The organism is Mesorhizobium sp. M7A.F.Ca.ET.027.02.1.1, assembly GCF_004022985.1.
Classification (GTDB): domain Bacteria; phylum Pseudomonadota; class Alphaproteobacteria; order Rhizobiales; family Rhizobiaceae; genus Mesorhizobium.
The window spans coordinates 1-13,488 of record NZ_RZOL01000036.1 but is presented as its reverse complement, the minus strand read 5'-3'; the positions used below and the strand labels follow the sequence as shown (position 1 = coordinate 13,488).

15 protein-coding genes are annotated in these 13,488 nt (G+C 63.2%); 10 read left to right on the top strand and 5 right to left on the bottom strand.

Annotated elements, in window-relative coordinates; translation table 11 throughout:
- Positions 1–133: 133 nt before the first annotated feature.
- Positions 134–1,261 carry an ATP-dependent RecD-like DNA helicase gene (locus tag EN749_RS06735; RefSeq protein ID WP_128362814.1) on the top strand — a complete coding sequence of 376 codons (1,128 nt, stop codon included), beginning with the start codon at positions 134–136 and terminating at the stop codon, positions 1,259–1,261.
- Here the strand turns inward: EN749_RS06735 and EN749_RS06730 are convergent.
- Positions 1,254–1,676, bottom strand: coding sequence for an STAS/SEC14 domain-containing protein (locus EN749_RS06730; RefSeq protein WP_127271116.1), 423 nt, complete (start codon positions 1,674–1,676; stop codon positions 1,254–1,256). The two genes, EN749_RS06735 and EN749_RS06730, sit on opposite strands and share 8 nt — an antisense overlap.
- 135 nt (positions 1,677–1,811) lie before the next feature.
- On the opposite strand from EN749_RS06730, the gene EN749_RS06725 reads away from it, so the two are divergent.
- Both EN749_RS06725 and EN749_RS06720 read left to right on the top strand, forming a co-directional pair.
- A complete protein-coding gene (locus EN749_RS06725) occupies positions 1,812–2,552 on the top strand; it encodes a pyridoxine 5'-phosphate synthase (RefSeq protein ID WP_127396477.1) in 741 nt (246 codons plus the stop codon).
- Between the two features lie 104 nt (positions 2,553–2,656).
- Positions 2,657–4,576 carry a potassium transporter Kup gene (locus EN749_RS06720; RefSeq protein ID WP_127272417.1) on the top strand — a complete coding sequence of 640 codons (1,920 nt, stop codon included), beginning with the start codon at positions 2,657–2,659 and terminating at the stop codon, positions 4,574–4,576.
- Positions 4,577–4,634: 58 nt separating this feature from the next.
- Here the strand turns inward: EN749_RS06720 and EN749_RS06715 are convergent, their stop codons facing one another.
- Positions 4,635–5,528 carry an SDR family oxidoreductase gene (locus EN749_RS06715; protein ID WP_128362813.1) on the bottom strand — a complete coding sequence of 298 codons (894 nt, stop codon included), beginning with the start codon at positions 5,526–5,528 and terminating at the stop codon, positions 4,635–4,637.
- A 135-nt stretch (positions 5,529–5,663) separates the two neighbouring features.
- Between EN749_RS06715 and EN749_RS06710 the strand changes: the two genes are divergently transcribed.
- Both EN749_RS06710 and EN749_RS06705 read left to right on the top strand, forming a co-directional pair.
- Entirely contained in the window at positions 5,664–6,074 is a 411-nt protein-coding gene (locus tag EN749_RS06710) for a helix-turn-helix domain-containing protein (RefSeq protein ID WP_128362812.1), read from the top strand.
- A gap of 135 nt (positions 6,075–6,209) precedes the next feature.
- Positions 6,210–7,391, top strand: coding sequence for an NAD(P)/FAD-dependent oxidoreductase (locus tag EN749_RS06705; protein ID WP_245491284.1), 1,182 nt, complete (start codon positions 6,210–6,212; stop codon positions 7,389–7,391).
- Here EN749_RS06705 and EN749_RS06700 read toward each other — a convergent pair.
- Complete coding sequence (locus tag EN749_RS06700; RefSeq protein ID WP_127810050.1) at positions 7,339–8,064, bottom strand: glutathione S-transferase family protein; 726 nt, start codon at positions 8,062–8,064, stop codon at positions 7,339–7,341. The two genes, EN749_RS06705 and EN749_RS06700, sit on opposite strands and share 53 nt — an antisense overlap.
- A 94-nt stretch (positions 8,065–8,158) precedes the next feature.
- On the opposite strand from EN749_RS06700, the gene EN749_RS06695 reads away from it, so the two are divergent.
- The 3 genes from EN749_RS06695 (at position 8,159) to ilvC (ending at position 10,463) form a co-directional block, all read left to right on the top strand.
- On the top strand, positions 8,159–8,617 hold the full coding sequence (locus tag EN749_RS06695) for a MarR family winged helix-turn-helix transcriptional regulator (RefSeq protein WP_127398663.1): 459 nt from the start codon (positions 8,159–8,161) through the stop codon (positions 8,615–8,617).
- Positions 8,618–8,764: 147 nt separating this feature from the next.
- A complete protein-coding gene (locus EN749_RS06690) occupies positions 8,765–9,418 on the top strand; it encodes a TetR/AcrR family transcriptional regulator (RefSeq protein WP_127398661.1) in 654 nt (217 codons plus the stop codon).
- A 25-nt stretch (positions 9,419–9,443) separates the two neighbouring features.
- Positions 9,444–10,463, top strand: coding sequence for a ketol-acid reductoisomerase (gene ilvC / locus EN749_RS06685; RefSeq protein ID WP_013531065.1), 1,020 nt, complete (start codon positions 9,444–9,446; stop codon positions 10,461–10,463).
- Between the two features lie 101 nt (positions 10,464–10,564).
- Here ilvC and EN749_RS06680 read toward each other — a convergent pair whose 3' ends face one another.
- Positions 10,565–11,128 (bottom strand): BA14K family protein, encoded by a 564-nt coding sequence (locus EN749_RS06680; protein WP_127810052.1) that lies wholly within the window; start codon positions 11,126–11,128, stop codon positions 10,565–10,567.
- A 189-nt stretch (positions 11,129–11,317) separates the two neighbouring features.
- Between EN749_RS06680 and EN749_RS06675 the strand changes: the two genes are divergently transcribed.
- Together EN749_RS06675 and EN749_RS06670 are read left to right on the top strand one after the other, a co-directional pair.
- Complete coding sequence (locus tag EN749_RS06675) at positions 11,318–12,430, top strand: endonuclease/exonuclease/phosphatase family protein (RefSeq protein ID WP_127810053.1); 1,113 nt, start codon at positions 11,318–11,320, stop codon at positions 12,428–12,430.
- A gap of 3 nt (positions 12,431–12,433) precedes the next feature.
- The gene (locus EN749_RS06670; protein ID WP_128362810.1) at positions 12,434–13,150 is read left to right on the top strand and encodes a hypothetical protein; all 717 of its coding nucleotides are present in this window, start codon (positions 12,434–12,436) and stop codon (positions 13,148–13,150) included.
- Here EN749_RS06670 and EN749_RS06665 read toward each other — a convergent pair.
- The gene (locus EN749_RS06665) at positions 13,147–13,389 is read right to left on the bottom strand and encodes a hypothetical protein (protein ID WP_127328948.1); all 243 of its coding nucleotides are present in this window, start codon (positions 13,387–13,389) and stop codon (positions 13,147–13,149) included. The genes EN749_RS06670 and EN749_RS06665 overlap by 4 nt on opposite strands.
- Positions 13,390–13,488 lie beyond the last annotated feature (99 nt).

Below are 13,488 nucleotides of genomic sequence, written 5' to 3'. Positions count from 1 at the left end.
AGCTTGTATGTTCTCTTTACGTTCTTGTCTGCGCCTGATAGCCTGACCCGTCGGCGGCATTGAAGCGTCCCGGCGCATCGATGATGGTGGCGGCTGTCTTGTCTTTCCCTTGCGAATCCGGTCTCTCGCGCTGATGGAATTCTCTCCCCAACAGGACGACGCGCTGAAGGCGGTCGCCCAATGGCTGAAGACCGGCCAGCCGCAGCTGTTCCGGCTGTTCGGCTATGCCGGCACCGGCAAGACGACGCTGGCGCGCTATTTCGCCGAACATGTCGACGGCCAGGTGCAGTTCGCCGCCTTCACCGGCAAGGCGGCGCAGGTGCTGCGCTCCAAGGGCGCGGTCAATGCGCGTACCATCCATTCGCTGATCTATCGGCCGAAGGGCGAGGAATCGGTATCGGACGAGGTCACCGGCAAGACCTCGATGTCGCCGACCTTCTCGCTTAACCGCCAGAGCCCGATTACGCGGGCGAAACTGGTCGTCATCGACGAATGCTCGATGGTCGACGAGCAGCTCGGCCGCGACCTGATGAGTTTCGGCACGCCGATCCTGGTGCTGGGCGACCCCGGCCAGCTGCCGCCGATCTCGGATGGCGGCTTCTTCACCGACCACGAGCCGGATTTTTTGCTGACCGAAATCCACCGGCAGGCGCGCGACAACCCGATCCTGCGGCTGGCGCTCGATGTGCGCGAGGGCCGTGAATTCATGCGTGGCGACTATGGCACGGCGCAGGTGATCGGCAAGGAAGACGTTACCCAGGAGCTGGTGCTGAAGGCGGACCAGGTGCTGGTCGGCACCAACCGCACGCGTCGCCGCTACAATCAGCGGCTGCGCGAGCTCAAGGGCTTCAACGCCGATTATCCGCAGGCCGGCGACAAGCTCGTCTGCCTGCGCAACGATCCGGCCAAGGGCCTGCTCAACGGCTCGCTGTGGAAGGTGATGACCTCGTCGCGCGAGACGGTGAAGCCCGGCATCAACCTTCTGGTGTCGCCGGAAGAGGACGATCCGGATCGCGGCGTCGCCAAGATCAAGCTGCTCAAGGCGGCGTTCGAGGATCCCGATGCCGACATCCCGTGGCAGCAGAAGAAGCGCTTCGACGATTTCGACTATGGCTACGCGCTGACCGTGCACAAGGCGCAGGGCTCGCAGTGGAACGAGATCGTGCTGTTCGATGAAAGCTGGGCCTTCAAGGAAACCCGCCAGCGATGGCTCTACACCGCCATCACGCGGGCGGCCGAGCGGCTGACGATCGTCAGGTAGGGGCGCCGGATGCTGTTGCTCCGATAGGCTGCGCGGCAAGCCATTGCCAGGCGGCGGCCTCGTCCTCCGCCTTGAAGTGCCTGATTTCAACGGGCGGGGAGGACGGCAGAAAGCGTTGTGCGTCCGCTATCCAGTCCGGTTCGCCGATGGTTGCGCAACGGCCGACATGTTTCAATGCATGGATCGCGCCCTGCTTCAGGGTCTCGTCCGCGATGTCGGCCCAGTCGACGCCATCGTGGTCGACGAGGCGCACCAGCACATCGATGCGCGGATGCAGGGCATAGGCTGCCTCCAGCAGCCCGAAAAGATTTTCACCGTCGGCCGCGGAAACGTGCCCGACGACATCGATGGCGAAAAGGTCGTCGCGGCTGGTCTCGATACGGCGAATTGCCGGAACCTCATCGAGAAAATTCATCGGCGCTTTCCTTTCCCGGCTCATTCATCAGGCTTGGAACACCCGAAACCCCCAGTCTGTTCCCACCAAAGGCATTACTGTTCCCGTCAAAGGCATTATAGGTGGGCGCGTTGAATGATTTCCGAGGCCGCCCGCATGCCTGCAAAGCTCTCCGTCAACCTCAATGCCATCGCCATGCTGCGCAACCGCCGCGACCTGCCGTGGCCAAGCGTGACCGGCCTCGGCCGCATTGCGCTGGCGGCCGGGGCGCATGGGCTGACGGTGCATCCGCGTCCCGACGAGCGGCACACAAGACACTCCGATCTGCCTGAGATTCGGTTGCTGATCGACGACGAGTTTCCGCGCGCGGAATTCAACATCGAAGGCTATCCGACCGAGGATTTCCTGTTGCTTGTGGAAAAGCATCAGCCTGAGCAGGTGACTTTGGTGCCGGACGATCCGGCCCAGGCGACATCGGACCATGGCTGGAACTTCGCCACCCAGGCCGCGTTCCTTACACCGATCGTCAAACGCTTGAAAAAAGGGGGCTTTCGCGTGTCGCTGTTTTCCGATCCGGATCCCGATTGGGTGGCGGCCGCACGCGACACCGGTGCCGATCGCATCGAGCTCTATACTGGTCCATATGGCAGCTATCACACAGATTCCGCCAAAGCGGCCAAAGAGCTGGAAAGATTGGGAAAAACCGCTGACGCGGCGCTTGCCGCCGGGCTGCAGGTCAATGCCGGGCACGATCTCGTGGTCGGCAATCTGCCGGCGCTGGTCAAGCGCATTCCGGCATTGGCCGAAGTGTCGATCGGACATGGGTTGACAGCCGACGCGTTGGAGTATGGCATGGCCGGCACGGTGGGTCGGTTCCTCAAGGCCTGCGGATGGTAGCGATGGGCAGCCTGGCGCGGCAGGCATGGCAGCCATTACGCGACGGCACTTGATATTGCATCGCAGCAAGCGTAGAGCACCGCGCGCTTATCGGAGTGTCGTCCATGGCCCTTACCAACACTGGTAGTGAGGCAGAACCCGTCGAACAATCGAGCCATTCGGAAGTCGAACAGCACAGCACCAAGGTTCTGATGCTGGGCGCGCTCGGTGTCGTCTATGGGGATATCGGCACCAGCCCGATCTACGCCTTTCGCGAGGCGCTGGTGGCGTCCTCGGGCGGCAATGTCGCCCAGCGCGGCGATATTCTCGGCGTGTTGTCGCTGATCATCTGGTCGCTGACGATCATCGTCACCATCAAATACATCATGTTCGTGCTGCGCGCCGACAACCGCGGCGAGGGCGGCGTGCTGTCGCTGATGGCGCTGGCGCGCGGCAGTTTCCCCAAGCGTTCAGCATTGATGCTCGCTATCGGCATCGTCGGGGCATCGCTTTTCTTCGGCGACGCCGTCATCACGCCGGCGATTTCGGTGCTGTCGGCGGTCGAGGGCATGAATGTCGTCACGCCGACCTTCCAGCCCTACGTCGTGCCGCTGACATTGGTCATCCTTGCCATGGTGTTCGCGGTGCAGCGCTTTGGCACGGGCGGGGTGGGATTGGTGTTCGGTCCGGTGACCGCGGTATGGTTCCTGGCCATCGGCCTTTCCGGCCTCAACCACATCATCGCCGACCCGGAAATCCTGTGGGCGGTGAGTCCGCACTATATCGTCGCCTTCCTGATCAATTCGCCCGATGTCGCCTTCGTGACCATCGGCGCCATCTTTCTCGCCGTGACCGGCGCCGAAGCGCTCTATGCCGATCTCGGCCATTTCGGCCGCAAGCCGATCGTGCTGGCCTGGCTGGCGATCGTGTTTCCCTGCCTGCTGCTCAATTATGCCGGGCAGGGTGCCTTCGTGCTGGCCAAGAATGGCGTCGTCGGCCATCCGTTCTTCGAGATGAACGAAGGCTGGACGCTGATCCCGATGGTCGTGCTGGCGACCGCCGCCACCGTCATCGCCAGCCAGGCGGTGATATCAGGCGCGTTCTCGCTGACCAGGCAGGCGGTGCAGCTCAACATGCTGCCGCGGCTCGAAATCCTGCACACGTCGGAGAAACAGTCCGGCCAGATCTACATGCCGCGCGTCAATCTTCTGCTGGCGCTGGTGGTGATGATGCTGGTGGTCGGCTTCGGCGAGTCCAGCAGGCTGGCGTCGGCCTACGGTATTTCGGTGACCGGCAACATGCTGGTGACGACGGTGCTGCTCTATGTCGTCATGACGCGCATCTGGAAATGGCGGCTGTGGGTGGCAATCTCGCTTACGGCGCTGTTCGGCTTCATCGATGTCGGCTTCTTTGCTTCCAACATCGTCAAGGTGTTCGAGGGCGGCTGGGCCTCGCTGGCCGTGGCCTTCACCGTCGTGCTGGCCATGTGGACCTGGGTGCGCGGCAGCCGCTATCTGTTCGACAAGACCCGACGCAACGAGATCCCGCTGGATTTCCTCGCCGGCAATCTGTTGAAGAAGAAGCCTCAGCTGGTGTCAGGCACCGCCGTGTTCCTGACCAGCGATCCGCTCAGTGCGCCAACCGCACTGATGCACAGCCTGAAGCACTACAAGGTGCTGCATGAGCAGAACGTCATCCTTTCGGTGGTGACCGCGCCGCAGCCGGTGGTGCCCGACAGCGACCGGGTCAAGATGGAGACCGTCAACGAGCTGTTCATGCGCGTGACGCTGACCTTCGGCTACATGGAGCAGCCCAACATCCCGCGCGCGCTGGCGATCTGCCGCAAGCAGGGCTGGAAGTTCGACATCATGACGACCTCGTTCTTCCTCTCGCGGCGTTCGCTCAAGGCCTCGCCCAATTCCGGCATGCCGGTGTGGCAGGACCGGCTGTTCATCGGCCTGGCCCGTACGGCGGCCGACGCGACAGAATACTTTCAGATCCCGACCGGGCGCGTGGTCGAGATCGGCACGCAGGTGGCGATCTAGGCACCTGCCGGATCGGCGAATGGACTGTGCCGTCCGGCACAGTCCATGTCACTCCGCTTCAGCCGGCCAGCGCGGCCTTGTTTGCCTCGAGGAACTGCTTCAGCGTCTTCGACTTGCGGCCGGAAAGCGTCTCGACCGCGTCCGTCACCATGGCGATGCGGCCGGAACGCGTGTTGGCGTCGAACGACACAATGATGCGGGCAAAGTCCTCCGGAACGCCAGCGGCCTTCACACCTTCGGTCAAAGCTTCATCCGGAACCTGCACGACATCGAGCGGCTTGCCGGTGACCTCGCTTACCAGGGCGGCGATCTCGGCCGTCGTGTAGGCCTGCGGGCCGGTCAAGGTGTAGGTTTCGCTTTCGCTTGATGCGGCAACGAGGCCGGCGGCGATCGCTGCCGCCATGTCGTCGCGCGCACCGTGCGCCATGCGGCCGTCGCCGGCGGACGTGTACCATTTTCCCGAAGCGATCGCGTGCGGCAGGGACAAGAACAGGTTCTCCTGGTACCAGCCGTTGCGGAAGATCGTGTAGGGGATGCCGCTCGCTTTGATCGCCTGCTCGGTGCCGTAGTGATCATTGGCAAACAGCACCGGCGAAACCGGTTCCGGGTTGGGCATCGAGGTGTAGAGAAGGTGGGAAACACCGGCCTTCTTCGCGGCGGCAACCGCGTTCTGGTGCTGCCTCAGGCGCTTGCCGTGCAGCAGGTCGATCTCGCCGGTCGAGATGATCAGCACCCTGTCGGCGCCCTTGAAAGCAGCCTCCAACGATAGTGTGTCGTCGAAGTCAGCCGCCCTTGTGATCACGCCTCGCGCCGCCAACTCGGCGAGGTTTTCCGGATTGCGGGTGGCGGCGATGATCCGGCCCGCGGGGACCTTGAACATATCCAGCAGGTGGTTGATGACGCCGCGGCCGAGCTGGCCGGAAGCGCCGGTGACGAGAAGGGTTTGGGTCATGGAAGATCCTGACGTTGCGCCGCTAAGGCGGTTCGAGTGGCGGTCTCAAAAAGAGACCAGCACTAAAATAGGAATTGACCCAGAGCCGTAAAGAAGGCAGTTTTTCGGGAGGTAGGCACGCGCAGGGAACCAGCGGTGGACAGCAAGATCGTCAATCTGAGATCGAAGTTGGCGGTCTACAAGGCGGTCTCCGGCGGCGGCAACTTCTCCAATTGTCCGGTCCGCGGGGTCATACAGGGCGTGAGCGGCAAATGGAGCTCGCTGCTGATGATGGCTTTGGCCGAGCAGCCCTATCGCTTCGGCGAGTTGCGGCGGCTGGTGCCGGACATTTCACAGCGCATGCTGACGCAGACGCTCTACGATTTGCAGCGCGACGGCTATGTGCATCGCGAGGTGTTCCCGACCAAGCCGCCGAGCGTCGAATACAGCCTGACCGATCTCGGACAATCGATGTTCGGCGCCTTGCATCAGCTGATCCTGTGGGCCGAGCTCAATCATGATGCGGTGCGCGGCGCACGCGCCGATTTTGACGCCGCCCAGGGCTGACCAGCGGCGCAAAGCCGTTGGTGACGGCTTGATTTCGTCCCGCCGCTGAAGGATTGTCCCGGCCAATCCGGCTTTGGGGGCACTGGCATTTCCTATGATATCGCAATTGCAGGCGCCGGGCCGGCGGGACTGGCCGTGGCGCTCTATTTCAAGCGTGCCGGGCATCGGGTCACGGTCTTCGAGCGCTTCGATGAACCGAAGCCGGTCGGCTCCGGGCTGATCCTGCAGCCGACAGGGCTGACGGTGCTGGCCGATCTTGGCCTGCTCGACGACATACTGGCGCTGGGCAGCCGCATCGACCGCCTGCATGGCGCCGATGCTTCCACGGGCCGTACGGTGCTCGATGTCCGCTACGATGCGCAACGCGGTGGCCGCTTCGGGCTGGCGGTGCACCGGGCGGCTTTGTTCGGTGTGCTTTTCCGCGCCGCGCAGAGCGAGGCGATCGCCATCGAGACCGGCGTCGAGATCGAGGCTCTGGAGACCGGCGAACGGGCGACGCTGATCTGTGGCAACGGGCGAAGGGCAGGGCCATTCGATCTGGTCGTCGACGCCAGCGGTTCGCGCTCGAAACTGCGCCGCGAAAGCGCTCCAGGCGAGCCGCGGCCACTCACCTATGGCGCGTTCTGGGCCTCGCTCGGCTGGCGCGGCGATGGTTTTGACGTGCACGCGCTGCTGCAACGCTACGACAAAGCGAGCGTGATGATCGGCGTGCTGCCGATCGGCCGGCCGCAGCCGGGCGCTGAAAAGATGGCGGCCTTCTTCTGGAGCCTGAAGCCGTCGGATGCCGATGAGGTGCGCGTTCGCGGCCTGAACGCCTGGAAGGAGAGGGTGGTCGGGCTGTGGCCGCAGAGCGAGGCATACACCAGCCAGATCGACAGTTTCGACCAGCTCTCGCTGGCCCGCTACGGCCACCACACGATGAAGCTTCCGGCCGGTAGGCGAGTGGCCGTCATCGGCGACGCGGCGCATTCCACCAGTCCGCAACTCGGGCAAGGGGGCAACATGGCGCTGCTCGACGCGGCGGCGCTCAGCCATGCGCTGGTGCGGGCGTCAAACGTCGAGGCAGCACTGGAGGCCTATGCGAAGGCGCGGCGCTGGCATGTCCGCATCTTCCAGGCGCTGTCGCTGGCATTCACGCCGTTCTACCAGTCGGATTCGGTGGCGCTGCCCTTCATCCGCGACAGGCTGGTGGCGACGGTGGCAAAAATCCCGCCGGCGCCGCAGTTTCTCGCCTCAATGGTGGCGGGAACAGTGATCGACCCGTTCAAGCGAATTGGGCTGACGGAGGCGAAGTGGCTGGATCGTTTTGGCCAATGAGGCCTGAAAGGTGCGATCCCTTCGCTTGCAGGAAAGCATGCAGGCGCTGCGGATAGTCCGGCGCCACGGCTTGCCTGATCGACGGGCGCTCACTCAACGTTTTGCGCCAGGCTCGGACGAGCGGTTTGCCGTCCAGAATGCCGAAATCACCGATGCGGTCGAAGACATCGAGGTAGCGGAAGACCGGACCGTAAACGGCGTCGACCAGCGAAAAGTGCTTGCTGGCGAACCAGGGTCCGCCGGGCTCGTCCGCCAGCTCGGCTTCGAGGCGATCGAACATGGCGGACAGCGCGCTGGATTCGGCCAGGAAGCCAGCTTCGGTCGAGGCTGAATAGAACCGGCGGATGGCGTTGAGGGTTGCCGAACCGAACTCGATCCAGGCGCGATGACGGGCGCGGGCATAGGGGTCGGCAGGGTGGAGGGGATTGGCTTGCGTCTCTTCAAGGAATTCGAGGATGACGGCCGATTCGAAGATGACCGTTTCCTCGCCATTTCGCTGTACGCGCAGCAGCGGCACCTTGCCGAGCGGCGAGATCGCTTTGAACCAATCCGGTTTGTTGGCCAGGTCGATATCGATGCGCTCGAACGGCACGCCCTTTTCGGCCAGCGAAATCGCGGCGCGCTGCACATAGGGGCAGAGGTGATGGCTGACGAGGATGAGCTTGTGTGCCATGAGGTTTCCAAGGTTAATGCATTTGCATCTATATAGATGCACATGCATCGATCGTCAAGCTTGAGGCAAATGCATCTACTGCCTATGCTTGGCCATGACCGAGAAAGCCACGCCTTCGCCAGAAGCCATCAAGGCCTGGGCTCGCCTGATGCGCGTTTCGCGCCAGCTGATGGAAAGCGCTGAAGAAGCGTTGAAGGCCGCCGGCCTGCCGCCGCTTGCCTGGTACGACGTGCTGCATGAGCTCGCTGAGGCGGGCGAGGGCGGGCTGCGGCCGTTCCAGCTCATCGAGCGCACTCTGTTCGCGCAATACAACATTTCGCGCCTGCTGGCCCGGCTCGAGGCCGATGGGCTCGTCGAGAAACTGACGGTGGCCGATGATGGTCGTGGCCAGACCATCCGCATCACCGCCAAGGGCCGCGAGACACGCCGCCAGATGTGGGCTGTCTACGGACGGTCGATCACCGAACTGGTTGGCGCCAAACTGTCGGCGGATGAATTGACCAGGGTCTCCGCACTGCTTGGACGATTGCGCCATCCGCCAGCCTCCGATTAGCGAGGCTTGTCGCGCGGCAACGCATCACTTGCAGATATTTTGCGCCCGCCCTCTTGCGCGCGGCCTCGGATTGCGCAATATGCCGAACCGTAACGTACGGTACGGCATATCGGAATGACCGGTGGCCCGACCTTTCGAGAGAAGAGCGTGTTGCACAGCGTGCCCGAGATCGACACCAGCGAAGCGCTGACAGAGCGACAGAAGGCCGTGCTCGACGCAGCGTTGCGGCTGCTGGTCGAAGAGGGCGATCAACTGACCATGACCGCCGTGGCGCGCCGCGCCAGCTGCTCCAAGGAAACGCTCTACAAATGGTTCGGCGACCGTGACGGGCTGCTGACGGCGACGGTGCAGTGGCAGGCCTCGAAAGTGCGGGTGGCGCCGGTTGACGGCAAGGGGCTCGATCTTGCCTCGCTGACCGCAAGCCTCGAACGCTTTGCCTCGGACTGGCTTAAGGTGATCTCCAGTGACACCTCGATTGCGCTCAACCGGGTGGCGGTCAGCCATGCCGGTTCGGGTAAGGACAATCTCGGCGCCGTGGTGCTTGAGAACGGCCGCTTCGCATTGGCCAAACGGTTGAAGCCGGTGCTTGAGGCCGGCCGACGGACCGGGCTTTTGGATTTTGCGGATGCCGAGACGGCGTTCCGCACCTTTTTCGGGCTGGTCGCCCGCGACGTGCAGATCCGTCTGCTGCTTGGCGACCGGCTGGAATTGACTGAGGCGGCGATCGGCGGCGATGCCGCGCGCGCGACGCAGCAGTTTCTCGCTCTTTTCGGAGCAAAAACCGGGCCGCAGGGCCTCTGATTCATAAAACGGGAAGGAAGACAAAATGCGCGTCTATTACGATCGTGATGCCGATCTCAATCTGATCAAGGGCAAGAAGGTCGCCATCATTGGCTATGGCAGCCAAGGCAGGGCGCACGCGCTCAACCTCAAGGATTCCGGCGCCAAGGAAATCGCCATCGGTCTCAAGGCCGGTTCGGCGACCGCCAAGAAGGTCGAAGCCGATGGGCTCAAGGTGATGAGCGTGGCCGACGCCGCCAAATGGGCCGACCTGATGATGATGGCAACGCCCGACGAGCTGCAGGCCGACATCTACAAGAACGAGATCGCGCCGAATATCCGCGATGGTGCCGCTATCGCCTTCGCGCACGGCCTCAACGTGCATTTCGGCCTGATCGAGCCAAAGTCGACGGTCGACGTCGTCATGATCGCGCCGAAGGGTCCCGGCCACACGGTGCGCGGCGAATACCAGAAGGGCGGCGGCGTGCCGTGCCTGGTCGCCGTCAACCAGGACGCCTCGGGCAATGCGCTCGACCTGGCCCTGTCCTACGCCTGCGGCGTCGGCGGCGGCCGTTCGGGCATCATCGAGACCAATTTCCGCGAGGAATGCGAGACCGACCTGTTCGGCGAGCAGGTCGTGCTGTGCGGCGGTCTGGTCGAGCTGATCCGGGCCGGTTTCGAGACGCTGGTGGAAGCCGGCTACGCGCCTGAGATGGCCTATTTCGAGTGCCTGCACGAGGTCAAGCTGATCGTCGACCTGATCTATGAAGGCGGCATCGCCAACATGAACTACTCGATCTCGAACACCGCCGAATGGGGCGAATATGTCTCGGGCCCGCGCATCATCACCGCCGAGACCAAGGCCGAGATGAAGCGCGTGCTGAAGGACATCCAGACGGGAAAATTCACCTCGGAGTGGATGCAGGAATACCGCGCCGGCATGTCCCGCTTCAAGGGCATCCGCCGCAACAATGACAGCCACCAGATCGAGGAAGTCGGCGCCAAGCTGCGCGCGATGATGCCCTGGATTTCCAAGAACAAGCTGGTCGACAAGGCCAAGAACTGAGCGAAATCCACAAGCGCTCGAAACAGCGGCTTCCAGAACAAAAAACGGCGCCAAGTGGCGCCGTTTTTTCATTCTGCCGGTCGGCTCAGCTACAGGTCAGCTCAATAGGGTGAGTAGCACTGCTGGCGCGGGCCGTTGTAGGGCTGGAAGGTGTTGTCGTAGGCCCGGTACGACCGGTAGCGGTTGTAGCACCATTGGACATGGGCGCTCGAAAGCCGTCCCGCGCGGTAGTAGCGGCGCGGCGCCGGCCGGTCATAGTAGTCGTAATTGTTGTACATGCTGCCGAGGCCAAGCCCCAGGCCAAGACCCAGGATCGCGGCACTCGCGCCATCATCGTAATAACGGCCGCCGCGATAGTGATGGCGACCATGGCGCCAACGCCAGTTGTCTCCACCATTCCAATTACCGCCGCCGCCGTGCCAGTGTCGACGGCCGCCGTCCCAATTGCCCGACCGGCGCCATCTCCAATCGTCGTTGTTGAACTGACGGTTGTTGCCGCCGGCCCAACTGTCGCGAACCGGCGTGACATTCGGCGCCGCCGTGCTGGTGGGTATCGACAGATCCGGCTGCATGATCGGTCCGGCGGCGGACGGTGCCGTGACGCCGGACAGGATACCGAGGGCTATCAGCCCCGATTTGACCGTGGAAGAAAAGAGCGAACTCATTGCACTCTCCAAGAGTTACAGGCCCCACGCCCACCCGAGGAATGGGGCAACAATGGATGTTTGCATCTGAACGGCGGATGAACGGAAAGGTTCCGTCAACCATGACGCGAACGCGCCCAGGACCAATCGATCTCAGATGGTGGTTTTGCGCGCTTGTTTTCCGAAGCACTTGCGGGCAAAGGTCGTGGCATGTCGCTGCGCCTTGCCACCTTCAATGTCGAGAACCTGATGAACAGGTTCGATTTTTCCGGCTATCGCAACCAGCTCAACGAGGATCGAACGCTGGCGCTGTTCGATATCCAGAGCGAGGCGGAATACAGGATCCTGGAGCAGGCCCGCGCCATCGCCCAGTCCGACGACACGCGCCAACTGACGGCGCTGGCAATCGCTGCCACCCGGGCCGACATCATCTGCATGCAGGAGGTCGACAACATCGAAGCGCTGAAGGCCTTCGAATACGGCTATCTGTTCAAGATGGTGGGGCAGGGCTACCGGCAGAAATACACCACATCGGGCAATGATTCGCGCGGCATCGACGTTGCCGTGATGATGCGCAACGAGACCGCGCAGGGCCAGCCGATCGAATTCGTGCGCATGACCAGCCATGCCTATGTCACCTACGAGCAGTTCGGGCTGCACACGCCGGAACTCGAGGCACTGGGCAATCAGGCCAATGAGCGCATTTTCCGGCGCGACTGCCTGGAGATCGACGTCACCGTGGGCGGTGTGCCGCTGACGCTCTATCTCGTGCATTTCAAGTCGATGGGCTCGCCGCGCAACGGGCTCGACGGGCGCGAGGCGACGATGCCGGTGCGCATCGCGGAAGCGCAGGCCGTGCGCCGCATCATCGAGGAGCGCTTCGGTGGGGAGCATGCCGCCAACAAACGCTGGGCGATATGCGGCGACATGAATGATTATCGCCAGCGCGTGAAGGTGGCCGGCGATGCGATCGACGGCTATCGCTTCGAGGTGGTCGACGAAGCCCTGTCCTGCATCAACGTGCTGACGGCAGGCGGCTTTTGCGAAAACGTCGTCGAGCGGCGGCCGGAGATGAACCGCTGGAGTTTTTACCACACGCGCGGACCGGAAGAGCGGCATCTGTGCCAGCTCGACTACATCCTGTTGTCGAAGGGGCTCGCCGCCAGCAACGCAACGGCCGTTCCCGACATCATCCGCAACGGCCAGCCCTGGCGCACCATCTTTCCGCCGGGGCAGGAGGTCGAGCGGTTTCCGCGCGCCGGCTGGGACCGACCGAAGGCATCGGACCATTGCCCAGTGGCGATCACGCTGGACATGACCTGACGCATGAGTTTCGACCTTCCGCGCAACGTCATCCTGCCGGTCGACGACATCGACGTCCGGCTCGATCCCGGTCCGCACCCTTTCGCAAGGGACAATGCAGAGGCGATCGCCGAGAACTGGCAGCACGAAATCGCGGCCAATCCGGCGCTGTTCGACGGCATGGTGGTGCTGCTGTCGCAACTTGCCTACCGCGACAGCCGTCTCATCGGCCGCTGCCATGCGGTCAATTACTCGACGTTCATGCTGTGGCGGAAGCGGCGCGAGAATTCGGGCGTTGAGCATGCCTATGCCCATGCCATGCTGGTGGCCGGCGACAATGCGCTGGTGGCGATCCGCATGGGTCCTCACACAGTCAACGCCGGCCGCGTCTATTTCGCCGCCGGCTCGTTCGAGCCGATCGATTTTCGCGATGGGCTGGTCGACGTCGATTTCAACATGATCCGTGAGGTGCGCGAGGAAACCGGGCTCGACCTGTCAGGTGCGGAACGCGGCAAGCGCTACCATGCCATGTCGACCAGCAGCGGCACGGTGATCTTTCGCCGCTACCACGCGGCGGCGCCTGCCGACGAGATCGCCAGGCGCATCTCAGCCTTCGTCGCCACCGAGACCGAGCCGGAGATCGAGGGACCGGTGATCATCCGCCATGCCGCCGACCTGCCGGATGGGCTCTCGCCGCACATGAAGCCGCTGATCGAGTGGCATTTCGCAAACGGGAATTAAGGGCGCGTCTTGTTCTGCGCCGCGTTGCGATCGTTGCGGGCGGCGACGAGGAACAGGATGAAGCCGATGCCGAGCAAGCCGCCCATCGCCATACCCATGGTCTGGCCGACGACTGCCTGGAAGTCAGCGGTGACGCGATCGGGATTGGCCATGCCGAAGCGGGCGAGATACCACCAGATGCCTGCAAGACCTGCCTCGATGACCACCATCGCCAGGACCAGTCGCGCCTTCTTGCTCATCCCGCATTCCTCCACCCAGGTGAATTGCCCTAGCATCGCGAACGGCGCGGCGACAGCGGCGGGCAGGGTGGAAACACCGAAGACTGTGCAAAACCGGTT